Annotated in this window: 15 protein-coding genes and 1 pseudogene; 1 reads left to right on the plus strand and 15 read right to left on the minus strand. The window is 46.3% G+C overall.

Going from position 1 to position 18,122, the window contains the following annotated elements:
- Positions 1-35 precede the first annotated feature (35 nt).
- Positions 36-458 (minus strand): annotated as a pseudogene (locus AC1VYS_RS22025) (polysaccharide deacetylase family protein); the annotation flags it as partial.
- A gap of 172 nt (positions 459-630) precedes the next feature.
- Here AC1VYS_RS22025 and AC1VYS_RS22030 point away from each other — a divergent pair.
- Positions 631-1,779 carry an AI-2E family transporter gene (locus tag AC1VYS_RS22030; RefSeq protein WP_482911481.1) on the plus strand — a complete coding sequence of 383 codons (1,149 nt, stop codon included), beginning with the start codon at positions 631-633 and terminating at the stop codon, positions 1,777-1,779.
- Between the two features lie 33 nt (positions 1,780-1,812).
- Here AC1VYS_RS22030 and AC1VYS_RS22035 read toward each other — a convergent pair whose 3' ends face one another.
- The 14 genes from AC1VYS_RS22035 to AC1VYS_RS22100 form a co-directional block, all read right to left on the minus strand.
- Complete coding sequence (locus AC1VYS_RS22035) at positions 1,813-3,657, minus strand: peptidoglycan D,D-transpeptidase FtsI family protein (protein WP_482911482.1); 1,845 nt, start codon at positions 3,655-3,657, stop codon at positions 1,813-1,815.
- 130 nt (positions 3,658-3,787) lie between these two features.
- Positions 3,788-6,070 (minus strand): methyl-accepting chemotaxis protein, encoded by a 2,283-nt coding sequence (locus AC1VYS_RS22040; protein ID WP_482911483.1) that lies wholly within the window; start codon positions 6,068-6,070, stop codon positions 3,788-3,790.
- Positions 6,071-6,310: 240 nt separating this feature from the next.
- Positions 6,311-7,642: a peptidase U32 family protein gene (locus tag AC1VYS_RS22045; protein ID WP_482911484.1), complete on the minus strand. Its 1,332-nt coding sequence runs from the start codon at positions 7,640-7,642 to the stop codon at positions 6,311-6,313.
- 17 nt (positions 7,643-7,659) lie between these two features.
- Complete coding sequence (locus tag AC1VYS_RS22050) at positions 7,660-8,589, minus strand: peptidase U32 family protein (RefSeq protein ID WP_482911485.1); 930 nt, start codon at positions 8,587-8,589, stop codon at positions 7,660-7,662.
- Positions 8,590-8,603: 14 nt separating this feature from the next.
- Complete coding sequence (gene mltG / locus AC1VYS_RS22055) at positions 8,604-9,644, minus strand: endolytic transglycosylase MltG (RefSeq protein ID WP_482915093.1); 1,041 nt, start codon at positions 9,642-9,644, stop codon at positions 8,604-8,606.
- Positions 9,645-9,719: 75 nt separating this feature from the next.
- Positions 9,720-10,034 carry a DUF1292 domain-containing protein gene (locus AC1VYS_RS22060; RefSeq protein WP_110896269.1) on the minus strand — a complete coding sequence of 105 codons (315 nt, stop codon included), beginning with the start codon at positions 10,032-10,034 and terminating at the stop codon, positions 9,720-9,722.
- Positions 10,035-10,334 (minus strand): DUF1292 domain-containing protein, encoded by a 300-nt coding sequence (locus AC1VYS_RS22065; protein ID WP_090915532.1) that lies wholly within the window; start codon positions 10,332-10,334, stop codon positions 10,035-10,037.
- 12 nt (positions 10,335-10,346) lie between these two features.
- Positions 10,347-10,763, minus strand: a complete 417-nt coding sequence (gene ruvX, locus AC1VYS_RS22070; protein WP_186809628.1) for a Holliday junction resolvase RuvX — start codon at positions 10,761-10,763, stop codon at positions 10,347-10,349.
- 125 nt (positions 10,764-10,888) lie between these two features.
- Positions 10,889-11,149: an IreB family regulatory phosphoprotein gene (locus AC1VYS_RS22075; protein ID WP_441924691.1), complete on the minus strand. Its 261-nt coding sequence runs from the start codon at positions 11,147-11,149 to the stop codon at positions 10,889-10,891.
- A gap of 129 nt (positions 11,150-11,278) precedes the next feature.
- On the minus strand, positions 11,279-13,900 hold the full coding sequence (gene alaS, locus AC1VYS_RS22080; RefSeq protein WP_482911486.1) for an alanine--tRNA ligase: 2,622 nt from the start codon (positions 13,898-13,900) through the stop codon (positions 11,279-11,281).
- A 518-nt stretch (positions 13,901-14,418) separates the two neighbouring features.
- The gene (locus AC1VYS_RS22085) at positions 14,419-15,486 is read right to left on the minus strand and encodes an AI-2E family transporter (protein WP_441924695.1); all 1,068 of its coding nucleotides are present in this window, start codon (positions 15,484-15,486) and stop codon (positions 14,419-14,421) included.
- A 461-nt stretch (positions 15,487-15,947) separates the two neighbouring features.
- Positions 15,948-16,157, minus strand: a complete 210-nt coding sequence (locus AC1VYS_RS22090) for a hypothetical protein (RefSeq protein WP_441924697.1) — start codon at positions 16,155-16,157, stop codon at positions 15,948-15,950.
- A 10-nt stretch (positions 16,158-16,167) separates the two neighbouring features.
- Entirely contained in the window at positions 16,168-16,689 is a 522-nt protein-coding gene (locus AC1VYS_RS22095; RefSeq protein ID WP_482911487.1) for a PRC-barrel domain-containing protein, read from the minus strand.
- 164 nt (positions 16,690-16,853) lie between these two features.
- Positions 16,854-18,005 carry a cysteine desulfurase family protein gene (locus AC1VYS_RS22100; protein ID WP_482911488.1) on the minus strand — a complete coding sequence of 384 codons (1,152 nt, stop codon included), beginning with the start codon at positions 18,003-18,005 and terminating at the stop codon, positions 16,854-16,856.
- Positions 18,006-18,122 lie beyond the last annotated feature (117 nt).

Below are 18,122 nucleotides of genomic sequence, written 5' to 3' on the forward strand. Positions count from 1 at the left end.
TTTTTGCTAAAAAAATCAAACAAGTTCATAATGCCCCATGGCGGACGATAATAACAGGTTTTCTCCCCCGTAATCTCTTGAATAATATGCCCTGTTCGTTTGATCTGGTCCCGAACCGTTCGCGGACGCATCAACCAGTTTGTTTTGTGAATATAATTATGAATTCCGATCAGATGCCCTTCCTCATGCATTCGTCTGATTAACTCCGGATGACTTGCTGCATGCTCACCCACAACAAAAAAAGTTGCCTTCACGTTGTACTTACGTAACAGATCGAGCAACCGGGGCGTATAAAAAGGATCAGGCCCATCGTCAAATGTAAGGGCATATTGTGTATCACTTTTCCCTCTCCGGAACACACGAAATCCAAACAGTCTGCTGATCAGACTTGGAATAAAAGCATAAAAAGAGGACAGATACAATAACCACAGTAAAATACTCTGAAGCATCGTTGTCATGATGTTGATTCCCCACTTCTCTTGCTATTTTACAGCCATACGGCACTTTCTAAAATAAACCTTCTTTCATTTTATCACAGTTGGTTCTTTTATTAAATGTGGTTTCCCCAAAACCCCACTATCATGTACAATGAATACAATCTAATTTTTGCCTGTAAAGGAGTCTATGTCCATGTTGCCGCTTTATAAAAAATACGGACGCACCGTCTTTGATATCGCTCTGCTTGTATTAACGGTGTATGTGATCATGTTCGCTTTTAGTAAATTGTATCATATCGCTGCACCTGTTTTTCTTTCATTTATTGTCTTTTGGATGATTGAACCATTGGCCAAATTTCTCCACCGAAAAGGATTGCCCAAAACGGCAGGAACCGCCATCTCTGTTTTGTTATTTCTCGGACTCATCGTGGCTGCCTTTTTCGGCCTAGGTTTTTTTATCATTTCACAAATTTCCGATCTTCAGCTCAATTTCCCGGTGTATGTTGAGATGATCCAGCGTGAGTTCACGAATCTGGTCTTGCTCATACAGGATAAGTCCAATGCCCTTCCTGAAGGAATGCTGGACAAAGTGAATGAGTATTTTGCTACGTTGTCCGGAATCCTGTCGCGCTGGGTAACCAGTGGGGCACAGTTTATTATCGGCTTTCTCAGCTCATTCTCCACGTTCATTACAAACTTTGGGATCGCGATCATTCTAGCATTTTTCCTCAGCATTGAGATTGAATCCTGGCGCAAGTTTGCGCGTGCCAAAACGCCTAAAACACTGAAAACGGCAAATGAATTTATGCGTACACATGTGTTCAAAACGATCCGTTCCTATATGAAGGCACAATTGATCATGATGTTAATTACATTTGTATTGATATATGCGGGGTTATTGATTCTGGGAACCTCCAATGCCTTTACCATCGCAGCTGTCTGTGCCATCTTTGATCTGGTGCCGTTGCTCGGTGTTCCGGTGATATTTATTCCGTGGATTGTTTATTTATTTATCGTGGGCAATAGTACACTTGCCATTGGCTTAATTGTTGTTTTGGCTGTGACGATGCTGACGCGGCAACTGCTGGAACCTAAAATATCAGGGAACTCCATCGGGGTTTCATCTGCCTACTTGATGCTTTCGTTTATGCTGATCTCCCTGTCGATCTTCGGACTTGCAGGTGTTGTGTTATCTCCTATACTTCTGATCCTTCTAAAAGAACTGTTACAGCAAGGGTATCTGCAGAAATGGATTCATCTGCCCAATGACGAATTCGAATCTTCACCATTAGTGGTTGACCCACCTGTTCCTGATGTTTCAGAGAGAACAGAACATCAGTAGATGACATGCTCGTGACCTTTTCATGTGAACCAATCACGAGCACTCTGCCAAGTAGTCCATAACCTTGCGAAATAGAGCTGTAGCCTGATGGGAAGCTTCTGGAGATACATTCTGAACCAGCACGGCAACAGCGTATCTCGGCTTCTCTACGGGCCCATATCCTATAAACCATTGGTTGTTCCTGGCTTTCCCTTTTTGCTGAACCTGAGCCGTGCCTGACTTCCCTGCCACATGCCATCTCGCATGCTGCAGGGATTTTCCTGTTCCCTCTCGTACAACGGTATTCATCCATTTTAACAGCTGATGAGCAGTAGCCGGAGAAACCTGTCCTGCTGCAGAAGGAGAGCTGTGTGAAGGCATGTCCAGCATCGTACCTCCATCCGAGTACCGGATTCGTTGCACCAGCCTTGGAGCGCTCACCCTCCCATCATGCAACAATGTCACGATCAGGTTGGCTGCTTGTAGAGGCGTGACCAGAACATCCCGCTGTCCAATGGCTGTCTGAATTTTGGCTCCTTCGTCTGCAGACTTCACAGCATCGGTTCGAATGCGTCCCGGTTCTTCATGATCAAAATGTTTTAATACCGGCATCCCCGCCAAGTGTTGTGCCTGCCAGCCAACAGAACGTGCAAGCCCTAGGCGATCAGCCGTTTGTTCCAACTGCTCCATACGGAGCCTACGTGCAGTTTCAGCGAACACAATGTTACACGACTCGGCAAACCCCTTTTCCAAATTCAATTCACCATGTCCATGCTCCTTCCAGCAAGAAAGGCCATATTTTCCATAAACTCCTTCACAGTGGAACTTCTCTCCGCGAGAAACCACCCGATTTTCCAGTGCAGCTGCAGCTGTAACGATTTTGAAAATGGAGCCCGGTACAGCCCCTCGTATAGCACGATTCCCCCAGGAAGATTGCTGCGGATTTACATGCTGAGGCTGATAGAAGGGATATGATACCATCGCACGTACATCTGCATTAGCAGTATCAAGAACTACCACAGCTCCTTCCTGTAGCCCTGATGATGCTATCAATTCTTCGATGCCTTGTTGTAGCCTGGCATCAATCGTGGTTTCTACTACTAATGGATAATGTACGTTAGCAGGTGCAATGACACGCGGCTCAATCTCTGGAATGACCTGCCCTTTTCCGGATACCATTCGTGTGACCAAGGTTGGGCCTACACCTCTTAACAAAGGCTCCAGTGTCCTCTCGAGCCCAGCTGCTCCCGATTTCATAGCAAATGGCTGTCGGATCTCATCTTGATGTCCGGCTTGTCTTCTATGTTCTTCCGGTTGTTCATTAAGGTAACCGAGCCACTGGCTACCACGGGCTTTCGAATCATACCTCGTCATGACGGGATATGCACTCGCCCCTTTTATATTCAACTCACGTATGTGAACAAGCTGGGCATCCGTTAACAAAACAGGTTCTGAACCGCCTCCTGTCCAGAGATGAGGAGTACTTCCCCTATCCCATTCCTTGTTCAAGTGATCTACACTAGTACCAAGGATTGATGCCAGCTGGTTGAGCTTAAGATCATCCTTGCTTTTCTCCAGATGTTTCTGCTTGCTTCCACCAGCCATCTGATGCTTATTTTCATTTTGGTTACGCGGAAAAAGTACAACCCCCCATTGCAACTTGCCGGTTAACGGACGCCCTTGAACATCCGTAAACTGACCGCGGCCGGAATCCAGCATCACACCTCGTTCACGCTGCAGCACTGACATCTCACGCATGGTTCGCTGAAAACCTGGCATGATTCGATTCACCTGGACCATTTGAACCCAGCCAAGTCTCAGCATCAACACTGCAAAGATGATCGTTAAGCCAGCGCTAATTAAGGCTATACGGCGTTTCCATACAAGTTGCAACTGCACACCTATTCCACCTTCAACTTTTTCATGTATTATGCGCTGCTCTGTCTGGAATTATCCGGAAAACAAAAACCTGCCTCGATAAAGAGGCAGGTTTTTTACAATTAATAGCCTGGTGTATGCTGTCTGCTAGTTACACTGTAAAACGTGAGAGCGTTTCTTTCAGCTCACTCGAAACATTCTCCAGCTTGCCAGAGAGGCTGACGAGTTGATTACTAATGTTTTGTTGTTCACTACTCAGGGAAGCCACTTCCTCCGAAGTTGCCGACGACTCTTCAGCAACCGCGCTGACATTGCTCATCGCTTCAGACAATGTTGCCTGAGATTTGCTCAGCTCTCCGATCGAACCTGTAACCATACCCAAGCGTTCTACGAAAGCTCCCATCTGATTCTGTACAGAAGCAAAGATCACATTTGTATCCTTCACGGCATCCATTTGTTCCTTGAACAAAGGATATGCATCAGACAGAGCTTTCACCGTTTCGTTCATCTCTGTCATAATTTTGTCTGTGATCTCTCCAACCATATCAATGGATTGTCTGGACTGTGCAGCGAGTTGACGCACCTCATCGGCTACAACCATGAATCCACGGCCAGCTGCACCAGCACGCGCCGCTTCAATCGTTGCATTCAGAGACAAAATATTGGTCTGTTTCGTAATATTCTGCATCACATCGAGCACCTTTAATACGGAAGATGTGCTCTCTTTCAACGAATCGACTTTGCGAACCAAAGCTCCAATCATCTCTTCTGTTTTCTGCGTTTTGGTCATCAATTGATTGAGATGCTGTGATCCCGTCTGACTGGATTTCTCAACATGGCGGGCAGAATCACCCATCTCTTCATTAGCGGCAATTACACTCTCCATCTGACGAGAAATATTATCTGTCAGTTCATTGCCTCGTTCCGCTTCTGTCGCAAGACTGCCTGCACCACCGGCAATCTCTTCTGTAGCTACAGCAATCTCTGAAGCAGATACAGCTGTTTTCTTCGAAGCATTGCTCAGTTCTGTAGCGGTATCCAACACTTCCTGTGCAGAACGATTGGTCTGCTCGACCAGCTTCGTAATTTGTTCCATCATCGTATTAAATGCAGCGGAAAGCTGTCCTATCTCATCTTGGGAACTATACGGAGTGCGTACTTTCAGATTTCCTTTTGCACCCTCTTGCATCAAATCTTTCAATCCGCTGAGCGGACGAGCAATCATACGAACCATCCAGACACCGATGACCACAGCCAGAGCTGCAAATGCAAGTGCCATCCACAAGGTCACTGTCAAGATGCCTTTGGCATCCTTAACCAGCATTGAAGTGGGAACCATACCGACCATCTTCCACGCAGATGAATCCAGCGTACTGTATACAGCCAGCATATTCGTCGATTTGCCATCAATATCATATTCGGTATTTGTACTTCCTGCAGGCTCTTTCAAATCTTTCACAAAGGCTAGTTCGGTTTCTTTTCCTGCACGCCCTGCGACGGATGAAGCAACGACTTTGTTATCCGGAGCAATCAATTGAATGACCGAGCCTGCCCCCAGATCCAGTGATTTCAGTTGCTCTTCCAGCACGTCCAGCTTCAACTCAATGATCAGCACGTAAGACTGCGTTGTACCTTGCAGGTTCTTCATGGAACGTGCAATTCGGAAAGTCTGCGTCGTACCATCGGTCTTCTCTTCTGTCGGGAGCCAGCGGTATCCACCCTGTGCAATGAGATCACTGTACCAGGCTTCCTGACGAACACTACCCATCGTTGAACTACTGTTCCCTGTACCCATAACGGATTTGGATTCATCCGTAGGCACCAGATAAATCGCTTCCATGGATTTGTTTGTAAAAGCAACATTGGATAACTGTTTATTAATTGAACTCGAATTGACGAACGTATCATAGGCCGTCAAGTTTGGATCTGACATTTTCTGAAGCAAAGACTGCATCTCTGGATCAAAGAAAATCTGTGTAGACGTATCCACAAATCGCTCCAAAATGATATCCAGCTTCTGCTTGGTTTGATCAATTGTCTCCTGATTGGCTCTCGATGCATTGGCTTCAATCGTATTTTTAGCCTTTGAATAGGATAATAGACCCAAACTAACAACAACGATCATAATAGCTGCAAAAAAGATCAAGAAAAGTTTAACCCCTACCGATTTGATCGGATTCACCTTTTTGATCTGTTTGAATGAATTGCCTCCAAGCCCTTTCCAATCACGATTTTTCAGTTGTTTCTTCAACCAATCCACTTTGATCCAATCAAACCGGATCTTGCTGCGATCAAATTTGAACGTTTTTTTATGTATCCCTTCTTTTTTGATTTTGACCGGTTTAACTTTTTTTACGTTCTGTGTCTTATCAGGCTTAGCCTGCTCGGGTTGTGTAATGTGTTCCCCACTGTCTTTATCCTTCTTTTGTACCAATCCCAATCACCTGCCAGTAATTTTCTTATTAGATTTTTCAATCTCTCCCCTATAAATATGTAGTATTCGACAGCTTTCCTGCTTTCCCTCCAATCCTTCAGAAATATATTACAACTTTTTTCCTATTTTTCTATAAAAAAAAGACCCCCATATACCGATATACGGAGGTCCATTCCTGTAATTTATAACACAAATTTGCGATTCGTTAACATTATTTTGTTTCAAACTAGGAATATAAGCCTACTTCTTTTTTCTCATCATGTCAAAGTAGGATACCGGTTGATCAACTTTCATTTTCACCAGCTGTAACGGATGCCGAGCTGCATCCAGAATATTGCCTTGTTCATCCTGGATTTCCCCTACTACTTGTTTAAAAAACGTACCGTTCGGACCGAAAAACTCAATTTCTTGTCCTGGCTTAAAGTGATTCCGCTGCTGAACAGTAGCCATGCCTGTTTCTGCATCATAACCCATAACGAGTCCAGCAAAATCGTAAGGCACAGCCTTCTCTTCCGGCTCATAGATATGATCTTCATGATCAGGCGTATCGTAGAAGAAACCGGTATTCAGCGGGCGGTTCGCCGCTTTATTCATTTCTTCTACCCACTCCGGCTTTAACACATAATTCTCAGGATCAGCCATATAAGCGTCAATCGCCTGACGGTATACGTTGACGACCGTAGCTACATAGTGAATGGATTTCATACGTCCTTCGATTTTGAAACTGTCCACACCCACATCAATCAATTCCGGGATATGACCGATCATGCACAGGTCTTTCGAGCCCATGGAGAAGGAATTATCCTGTTCCTGGAACAGAGGCAACTGATTATCTCCCAGTTTAAACGGAGCAGGAGCAGCCTTCATCTGCATTTCCTCTTCGCTTACCCAGACCGCATCTTCTCTCGCATCCTCGAACAGATCATACTTCCAGCGGCAAGACTGACAGCAACCTCCGCGATTGGAGTCCCGGTCTGTAAAGTGATTGGACAATACACAACGGCCCGAATAGGATGAACACATTGCTCCGTGAATGAAAGCTTCAATCTCGATGTCCACATTCGCTTTGATCTCTTCAATCTCTTCAAAGCTTGTCTCACGGCCAAGCACAACCCGCGGCAGTCCTTCGTCCTTCCAGAACTTCACGGCTTGCCAGTTCAACGTGGACTGCTGTGTGCTAAGATGCACTTCCAAACCAGGTACCGCACGCAGAGCTACTTCAATGATAGCCGGATCAGCAACAATAACCGCCGAGATGCCTGCATCATACAGGTTCTGCAAGTATGCTTCAATGCCTGCCACATCTTCGTTATGGGCATAGATATTCGTTGCTACGAATACTTTAGCTCCATACTTTTTCGCAAATTCTACTCCTTCACGCATTTCTTCAAAACTGAAGTTATCTGCGTTGGAACGAAGTCCATAAGCCTGTCCACCGATATATACGGCGTCAGCCCCATAGTGAATCGCAAATTTCAATTTTTCCAGATTTCCCGCCGGAGCCAAGAGCTCCGGTTTATCCAGACGGTTACGTTTACCGGAGAACTTCCGCTTGACCGCCACTGTTTCCATCTTGTTCACCTCATCTATTAATACACTTGTTCTTTGTAGAAAAATCCAAATGACAATTCCCGCTCAGGGTCCTGCAGTTCACGAACCTCGCGCAACCATTCTTCGTCGTATGCATAAGTCTCTGCGTCTTTTTCATACAGATCTATCGCCTTGCGATATGCACGTACAACAGCTTCGTTGTATGCAAGGGACTTGAGGATTCCCTCCACCTTAAAGCTGTGCACACCTGCTTCCATCATCAGATGGAGATCTTCCAAAATGCAGATGTCCTCAGAACTCATAATATGCGTTCCATTGATATCCTCATAAATCGGGAACTTCTCATCCCGTCGCTCCGCTTCAATCAGGAACAAACCGCGTTCCTTGCCAAGCTCTCCATCCACCGGACGTCCTTGATGAGCCATATAACTCTGAACCAGGCTGCGCTTGGAGTGATAAATATTGGTCATGCCATGGACCTGTACCTGCGCTTCCACTTTTAAAAATGGAACCATCTCCGTGATTTCGTCCATGTTCAACTCACGGGCAAGCACAACTCGGCTGGCCCCTTTAGTTCCCCAATAGTTAGCTGTTGCGTAGTTTGTGGATGTCATCTCTGCATTCCAATGTAGATGAATATGCGGTGCATGCTCCTTGATTGCTGCCAGTACGGATGGATCGTTGAACTCGACCGCGTACACACCCGTTTGGCCCAAGGCTTGTACATACTCAGGTAATTCTTTTAACAATTCATTCGACATCAGGTTGTTCATGGAAACAATAACCCGAGCCTCATGTTTGGCAGCCATAGCCGCCACCTCTGCAGTCTCTTCCAGGCTAAAGCTTCCTGGCAGACGCATGCCAAAGCGATCATCTCCAATTAACAAAGCATCCGCTCCGGCTTGAAGCAATGCTTCTGCTTCTGTTACATTTGCTGCTGTCACGAGCAGTTCATGTTTTTTACTCATCTAATCCCCTCCGCTTATTGCGCAGCCTTACTTTTGGCTATATTTTGCTGATGTTCCTTGTATGTCTTGGCAAACAGATGCCCTGAAGTCCCATCCTTTTTCGTAACGTAAAACAGATAGTCCGAGGCTTCCGGGTTCAATGCCGCCTTGATGGATGCGAGACTTGGACTGGAAATAGGACCTGGTGGCAGACCTTTGTTCAAATACGTATTGTACGGACTCTGTACCTTCAGGTCTTTGAAAAACAGTCGCTCCTTCGGTCTATCGAGCAAATACTGCACAGTTGCATCAATTTCCAACTTCATATCCTTATTAATCCGATTGTAGATTACACCTGCAACCAGAGCACGTTCCTTATCCACTACAACTTCTTTTTCCACAAGTGACGCAATCGTCAGCAGTTCATGCAAGGAGAGTTTCTTTTCCTGAAGCTTCGCTTCCAGATCCGGTATGGAATTGATTTTGGTCTCGAATTCTTCCAGCATTCTCTGCATTACATCGTGGGTAGAACTCCCCTTTTTCAACTCGTACGTTTCCGGGAACAGATATCCTTCCAATGCGTAGCGAAGTTCTTCATCCACAGGAATTCCCTTGATGATATCCACATCGAAGGCCGAGGGATCATTGGCAAGCTTGATGAACTCATCCCGATCAACAACATGTTCATAAGAAAGCTTACCTGCCATTTGCAAGACGGTATACCCTTCCGGGATCGTAAACTTCACCATTTCTTCGGGTACGACATCGCCGCTGCTCAGTTTATGAACAATCTCATCATATGTCACACCTGGATTCATGGCGTATTTTCCAGCCATAAAATTACTGCCCAGCTTATTCCACTTTAAATAACCTTTGAAAACGAGACTGTTTCGAATCAATCCTTCTTGCTGCAGTTGGTCCGCAATTTTGGAAATGCCCGCTCCACTCTTGATCTCAAATACAACAGGCTCGGACGAAGCTTGTACCGGACGCATCATACTCCATACATACCCGCCAGCTCCTAAGGCCAGAATTAACAGTATTACAAGCAGAATACCTATGACTTTGCCTTTCAACAGAGACACAACTCCTTTACACAACCAAAAAGAGCGGACTTCTCCGCCCTTCCGGTTTTTTCAATTTGAAGCTGGTTAATCCTCGTCAATCGGGAGTGTGCATTCATCATAAAGCTCTGAAATACTCTCCCACTCATCGTCATCATCGATCGTAACTAATTCCGGCATGATCTGGTCTTCACTGCCAGGTAAAACCCGCAGAAGTTCAACCTCGTCATACGGACGCAATGAACTGCGGAGCACCGCGTACTGCTGCCCATGAACCTCAAATTCAGCGAGCAGTTCATACGGATGTGATTTACCGTTCTCTTCCTCGAGCTCCACATGAGCACCGAATGCCAGACGCAGCGAATCTGTCCACTTCAGGTCTTTGCGATTATATTCCGTCATTTAGTTCGCTTCCTCTTCATCTTCAGCAAGAAATGTATTAAAGGTCTCCTCGACAATATCCCACTCGGCATCGTCTTGGATCACAAAAAGTTTGATATCATCGCCATCTTCTTCATAACGGAATGCATACACATCCGTCTCGCCATCTTCAGGTTCAACCGGAGCAACCATCATATACTTGGCCTCCGAACCGTCCACTTCGAATTTCATGATGACTTCGAATTCCTCTTCGTTACCCTCGTCATCTGCAATGTAAATGATCTCAGCTTCTTCTTCCATACCCAGTTGATCTTCAGCCATTGTTGATCCCCCTCACCTTGTACTATTGGCATCCAAATAATTTTGCAAAATCAGGCTTGCGGCCATTTTATCCACGACCTGTTTGCGTTTTTTGCGACTGACATCCGCTTCAATCAGCGTACGTTCGGCTGCCATCGTTGTCAGCCGTTCATCCCAAAGGTGAACAGGTAAATTCAGTTCGCCCCGCAGGCGTTCGGCAAAAGCAATACATATTTCACCACGCGGCCCTACGGTGCCGTTCATGTTTTTGGGGAGTCCAACTACAATTTCGCTAATCTCGTGCTCACGCACCAGTTCAGCAATTCGTGTAAACTCACCTTCATCCCGGCGGCGTTCAAGCACTTCCAATCCCTGGGCAGTCCAACCGAAGGCGTCACTCACGGCAACCCCGATTCTGCGGTCCCCATAGTCCAAACCTAATTTTTTCATCATGCTCTCCCATCCTGCAGCCTGTTCAGAACGATATGCAATCGTCTATGCAGACTTCAGTCTGTCTTCTGTCGGTTCATTTTCCGTTTGTCCGCAAGGCTGCAAACAAACGGAAGCGGCGTACATTACCGGTGATTGGCCAGATAAGAACGTACAAGCTCTTCAATCAGCTCGTCGCGCTCCTTTTTCCGGACCAGACTGCGTGCGTTGTTGTGACGCGGAATATACGCGGGGTCGCCGGATATCAGATATCCAACGATCTGGTTAATGGGATTATACTCTTTATCGACCAGCGCGTCATATACCGTGAGAAGAATCTCTTGTGAAGATACCTCCTGTTCGTCACCTTTCACATTAAATTTAACCGTCTTATCCATGGAGTCCATTGATGACACCTCGCTCCTGCATGAACATGGGGACCATGTCCTGCCGAATTGATTTCTGTTTATATAATAACATATTCTGACTGCCACAAGTACACAAAGGATAAGGCAATTGTGTTTTTTGCTTGTCCTTTACTGGCTGACGATGGAAATCGCCAGTTTCAGCGCTTCATCCAGCTTGCTTGCGTCCTTGCCTCCGGCCTGAGCCATATCCGGACGTCCGCCGCCGCCGCCGCCGCATACTGCAGCAACTTCCTTAACAATCTTACCGGCGTGCAGACCTTGTTTCACCTGCTCAGCAGGTACTGCAACAACAAAATTCACCTTGCCATCAGCTGGAGCACCAAGTACGAGAACAGCATCTGGCAGTTTTACTTTCAACTCATCCGCAACGGTACGCAGTGCATCCATGTTCGGTGCATCTACGCGGGCTGCCAGCAATTGTGTATTTCCTGCTTGTACAACCTGATCCGTCAACTGACCCGCTTCCATAGCACTCAGTTTGCTTTGCAGAGATTCAGTCTCTCTAGCCGCTTCTTTCAGCTGCTGATTCAGACCTTCAATCCGTTTCGGCACATCCGCTACATTTGCTTTGAGCAGGGTTGCGGACTGCTTGAGCAGATCCAGCTGGCTCTCCACATACAGATAAGCACCGCGACCAGTTACAGCCTCAATACGGCGTACACCCGATCCGATTCCGCTTTCGCTGACAAGTTTGAAAATTCCAATCTCTGAAGTATTACTTACGTGACAGCCGCCACAAAGTTCCAAACTATAATCTCCAATTTGCACGACGCGTACAATTTCTCCATATTTCTCGCCAAAAAGGGCCATTGCACCCATTTCCTTCGCTTCATCGATGCCTTTCAGCTCAATGTTCACATTCAGGCGATTCCAGATCTGTTCGTTCACTTGACGTTCAATCTCTGTCAACTCTTCCGGCGTAATGCTGCCGAAGTGAGAGAAGTCAAAACGTAGACGTTGCGGTTCCACCAGGGAACCAGCCTGATTAACATGTGTACCGAGCACATCTTTCAACGCTTTGTGCAGCAAGTGTGTCGCCGTATGGTTTTTGATGATATCACCGCGTTTGGTTGAATCCACTTCAGCTTGAATGACATCGCCCACACGAAGCTCACCCGACTCAATCGTCACCAAATGTACATGCTGTCCTTGCGGAGCTTTAAACAGACCTTGAACTGTTGCTACAGCAGCCTCGCTGCGAAGCAAGCCCTGGTCACTTACCTGACCGCCGCTTTCTGCATAAAATGGTGTTTGATCCAGAATAACCTGAGCGGTCTGTCCTTCTCCTACGGAGTCTGCAAGCGCATCTCCCGTAACAATCGCTACAATTTTTGCTTCCGTCAACAGGTCAGTATATCCAACAAACTCGCTTTTAACCTCCAGGTCAGCCAAAGGTCCACCTTGAATCTTCATGCTTTCGTTCTCTTGACGTCCTGCACGGGCACGATCACGCTGCTCCTGCATGGATGCATCAAAACCTTCACGATCCACTGTCAAACCATGCTCTGCAGCATAATCTTCTGTCAGGTCAAACGGGAAGCCATACGTATCATACAGTTTGAAAGCCTCTGGCCCGCTAATCACTGTGCGTCCTTCGGATTTCGCTGTGCCGCTAATATCAGCCAGAATCGCAAGCCCGTCTGATAATGTTTCGTGGAAACGCTCTTCCTCGGTTTTGATCACTTTGGCAATGAATTCTTGTTTGTCCACTACTTCAGGGTAGTACATGCCCATAACTTCACCAACGGTTGTAGTCAGTTCATACAGGAATGGACGGTCAAGTCCGAGCACTTTTCCGTAACGAACCGCACGGCGCAGCAAACGGCGAATGACATATCCGCGGCCTTCATTACTTGGCAGTACGCCATCACCTACAGCAAATGCCACGGTACGGATATGATCGGCAATGACTTTGAGGGCAACATCAATCTCAACGCTGTCGTTATATTTTACGCCCGCAAGTGCAGCCGTTTTCTGAATCATCGGTTGGAACAGATCGGTGTCAAAATTGGAATCTACATTTTGCAGAATGGATGCAAAACGCTCCAGCCCCGCACCTGTATCAATGTTTTTGTTCGGAAGCGGTGTGTAGCTACCGTCTTTGTTATGGTTGAATTGCGAGAATACAAGGTTCCACACTTCCAAATAACGCTCATTCTCTCCACCCGGGTACATTTCAGGATCGTTCATATCGTTACCGTAAGCTTCCCCACGGTCATAGAAGATTTCAGTACAAGGTCCACATGGGCCTTCGCCGATATCCCAGAAGTTTTCGTCCAGCTTGATGATGCGTTCAGCCGGCAATCCGATTTTTTCATTCCACAGTTTGAAGGCTTCTTCATCTTCCGGGTATACGGTAACGGACAAGCGTTCCGGATCGAATCCGATCCACTCTTTGCTCGTTAAAAATTCCCAAGCCCAAGTCACCGTTTCTTCCTTAAAGTAATCACCGATGGAGAAGTTACCGAGCATTTCAAAGAACGTATGGTGACGACGTGTTTTGCCGACATTTTCGATATCGTTGGTACGGATACACTTCTGCGAGTTCGCAAGACGCGGGTTCTCCGGTTTCTCCCGTCCGTCAAAGTAAGGTTTCAGCGGTGCCATACCCGCATTAATCCACAACAGGGAAGGGTCGTTGTGCGGCACAAGCGACGCGCTTGGTTCAATTTTGTGACCTTTACTTGCAAAAAACTGGATCCATTTGGAACGGATTTCACTGGCTTTCATACTGGTTGCCCCCATCAAATTATAAGTTCCGCAGCGAGATCGCCCCGGTTGGTTAACATGAATTTTTAATAACACCTGTGTAAAAATAAACACAAAAAACGCCCCTGAATGATCAGGGACGATGTTATCGCGGTACCACCCTGGTTATTGTTCATCTTCCCTTATTGAAAGGGTTTAACTCCCGTCATTGAAAAGGGTTCATCTCCCGTCATTGGAAGGATAAACGAACAATCGCCTCGTTCATGCGAGTAACGGTCGCTCCCGGCAGGGTTGTCCTGCACTCCGAAATCAGCTTTCTGCCGCTTCAACTTTCAAGACTCTCCCAGCCAGCGAACTCAGAGCATATCTGAATTCGAAGAAGTCTATTCTCTGAGGAAAGGAACCCTCGGCATACTTCATTTCATCATCGATTTGATCATGTAAACATACACCCTCATTATATCGATAGTGTTAGCGAGTGTCAACGCGCCTTCCAGAGTAATCCGCTAAAAGATGCCACCCTTTCAAGGTTGATGGACTCACTCCGTTCTACGCTTGATATAGTAGGCGAAAAAGTGCTGCACGATGACTTTTAACACGGCAAAGACAGGTACAGCTAAAATAAGACCGACAATGCCCGCCAGCTCTCCACCTACCAGCAGCGCAAATATAATCGAAAGAGGATGTAAATGCAGCGTTCGTCCCACCACCTGTGGGGAAACTACATTGCTCTCGAGCACCTGGCAGAGTGTGTTTACAGCGATGACCAGCAGTACCATTTTGAAAGAAACCGTTGATGCCATCACCACCGCAGGTGCCGCTCCCAGAAAAGGACCCAGATACGGCACAATGTTGAATACCGCCACAATACTTGCCAGAAGAAGGGCATAAGGCATATCGATCACGATATATCCGATATACGCAAAGATCCCTACGATCACACAGACGATAAATTGCCCCCGAATATAATTACCGAGTGCAGTATCGATCTCTTTCATCACGGAAACAATCGCTTTACGGCGAGAACGGGGCAGATATGCTACGATGGTTCGTTCAAAAACATCAAAATCTTTTAACATATAAAATATCAGAAATGGCACAATGAATACATTAAACAGCACATTAATCGTTGCTCCGATATTGTCCATCAAAACAGTGATCCCTTGTGTCAGACGATCCTCCATCTGGAAAAACCAGCTGTTCATACCTGTGCGTATGCTTGGTGGCATCAATTTGTGATCCATATTGTTCATCAGGTTTTGCGCACGCATGGACAATTCCGGCATATGTTCATTTAATTCTTCAAGTTGTTCAATCAGAACAGGAATGACATTCATTAAGATGACTCCGATACAGGTCAGAAAAAAAGCATAGATTAACAGTACAGCAATGGAGCGCGGAACTTTCCGGCCGCCAAGCATGCTCACAATCGGATTAAGGACATAGGATATGATGAGTGCAACGATGAACGGAGCCAGTACCGTTTTCAAGAATCCATAAATATGTAATAATAACGGCCGTAACAGCCAGACAAAATATAAAATAACTAATCCGAGTAAGAGCCAGATCGCGTAACGAAACATTTTATTTTTGGTTAGTTGCTCCACTTCGATTCTCCCCTTTGGACTACCTCTAAAGTTCAGTATATGGACTGGCTCTGGAAGTAAGTATATGTAGGAGAGAGGATTTTTATTAACTCCGTAAAGAGGTGGTAGCATGAAGCTAGGATGTGTCTGAAAATGCTGAAGGAAGCCCATTTTGCTAAATGTTCGTTCCAAGCCAGAAAGTTTACCCTAGGTGTGCCCGAGCACGTCAAGGGTAAGTGACATTGGATTTCAAGACTTACCCCAGATATAAAGTAACGTTCTCCTCGTGATTCTAACGGAAAATAAAATGCGCCCCCCTCTTCAAACGAGGGAAGCGCATTTTATGGATCAGTACATCATATAATTATACATGTCCTTCCTGACCACTATGTAACTACATCTATATCCAGCCGCCAGATTGCGACAGCATTTAATGACATGAATTGTCAAGAAACCGCATATAGAGGAAGTTGAACTGCGTTTTAAGAGGAAGCGTGAATGTGATCGAAGTCTTGCGGCAGCTCTTCTCCAAAGAACAAATCATCTAAAGAGCTCAGCGTGCCGTCCTCTTCCACCTGATACACAGACATTTTCTCACCGTTTACCGTTAACTCAATAAAGCATCCCCAGCAATAAAACTGATGGGAACCAATTTTTCCGATATCTTTCGAACTACAATTTGGACATTTCATATTCATTCACCTATCCATTAACAGAATGAATGGCATTTTCCAAGCGTTGTTCACTCAGTGGCGGTACCATGATGGCACTTTCTCCGATAGACATATCACTTGTACATGGCAGCCATTTACGGCCCTCAATCAGATCGGACACAAAACCGTCCGTAATTTCAATCCCTATTATTGTATTTCCCAACTCCTGGTCAAAATAAACATCGGAGAGTCGTCCGAGCAACAACCCTTCTTCGGTGAGCACGGACATCTCCTTCAATTTAGAGCGACCAAGGAGGTACGTGTATTTTATGTCGTCGGCCCCCGTCTTGCGGACAGCCTGTTGATTACGGATCATGACGGCATCTTCGCCATAGGCAACGATATCTTTCCATTGCACCATCTTGACATGATTGGTAAACAGGCCCTTATTCTCAAGTTCAATGCCTTCAATCTCCCAATCATCATTCACAATGAAATCCTGGATTTTACCGACCTGCTTCCCGTCCTCAACATCAAAAACGGCAAGTCCGATCATTTCCTGAAGCTTCATCGCTGGGTCCCCCTCATCTTCTTCACATTGTATAGGCGCGGCGCTATTGCTAGGTATGCCCAAAGTTGATGAGTGGCAATCAGACGCCGATCATCAAACCGCTGCTATCCAACCGATGAAAATGGAACTTCTCCCCTCCTTCTGTTCCATGTGTAAAGAGCCCCTTAAGGTCTATTACGCAGGCGTTCAAGAATGGTTCCAATTTTTTCGGCGGTTGTGATGATTTCTTTTGTAGTATTACCCAAACCCCAGCTAAATCGAATCGCGGACTGTAAAAATGCCTCTGGCAGATTCATGGCTTTCAGTACATGCGATACTTCAAGGGAACCAGAAGTGCAAGCTGAGCCACTTGCTACAGCGATGCCCTCCATATCCAGGTTCATCAGCATCGTTTCGGTAGTTACCTCGGGAAAGCTGATATTGAGAATATTGGGAAGGGTGTACTCCTCATGACCGTTGACATGAAAATGATCGGCACCCACATGCATAGCAAGCTGATCCAGTAGTAATTTCCGCAGTTCCAAGGCATGTTGCAGATACTCGTTTCCCTCTTCGGAGATCCGTTTTACCGCTTCTGCAAACCCGGCAATACCGGCGATGTTCTCTGTGCCTGCACGCCGTTGTCTTTCCTGCAATCCACCATGTGATCTTGCTTCCAATGTAATGCCACGTCTTACATACAGGGCACCGACACCTTGCGGACCGTTAATTTTGTGTGCCGAGAAGCTAATGAAATCCACAGGCAAGTCTCTACAAGAGATCGGCTGACTACCCAGCGCCTGAACCGCATCCGTGTGAAATAAAATATCATGCTGACGTGCCAGTTCTCCGACCTCACGAATCGGCTGAATGGTGCCTACTTCGTTGTTGGCATACATCATCGTAATCAGCACAGTGTCCGGCCGAATTGCCTCACGAAGATCCTCCAGCTTGATGCGTCCAGACTCGTCCACAGGCAGATAAGTCACTTCGTATCCCCGCCGCTCCAGTTCCTGGCATGAATGCAATACGGCATGATGTTCAATTGCCGTGGTAATCACATGTTTGCCCTTCTCCGCTCGTGCAGCAACTGCACCAAAAATCGCCAAATTGTCACTTTCTGTGCCACCACCCGTAAAAACAAGCTCGTCCGGGTTACATCCCAAATATGCCGCGATAACATCCCTTGCTCCACTGACCGTTCGTTTGGCTTCACGGCCAAAGGCATGAATACTGGATGGATTACCATATTGCCCAGTCATAACGTTCATCATCGCTTCAGCGACGCGTGGATGCATAGGTGTCGAAGCGGCATGATCCAAATATATACGATTCATCGTTGTCACCCCGTTGGTTGTTGGATTTCCTTTTTATGTTCAGAATACTGCTAAAGGGCAAGCTTTAATCTCTGTTGGCATGGCTAAAGCCCCCATATTGGAGGCTTTAGTGTGTCT

Source organism: Paenibacillus sp. G34, assembly GCF_056856875.1.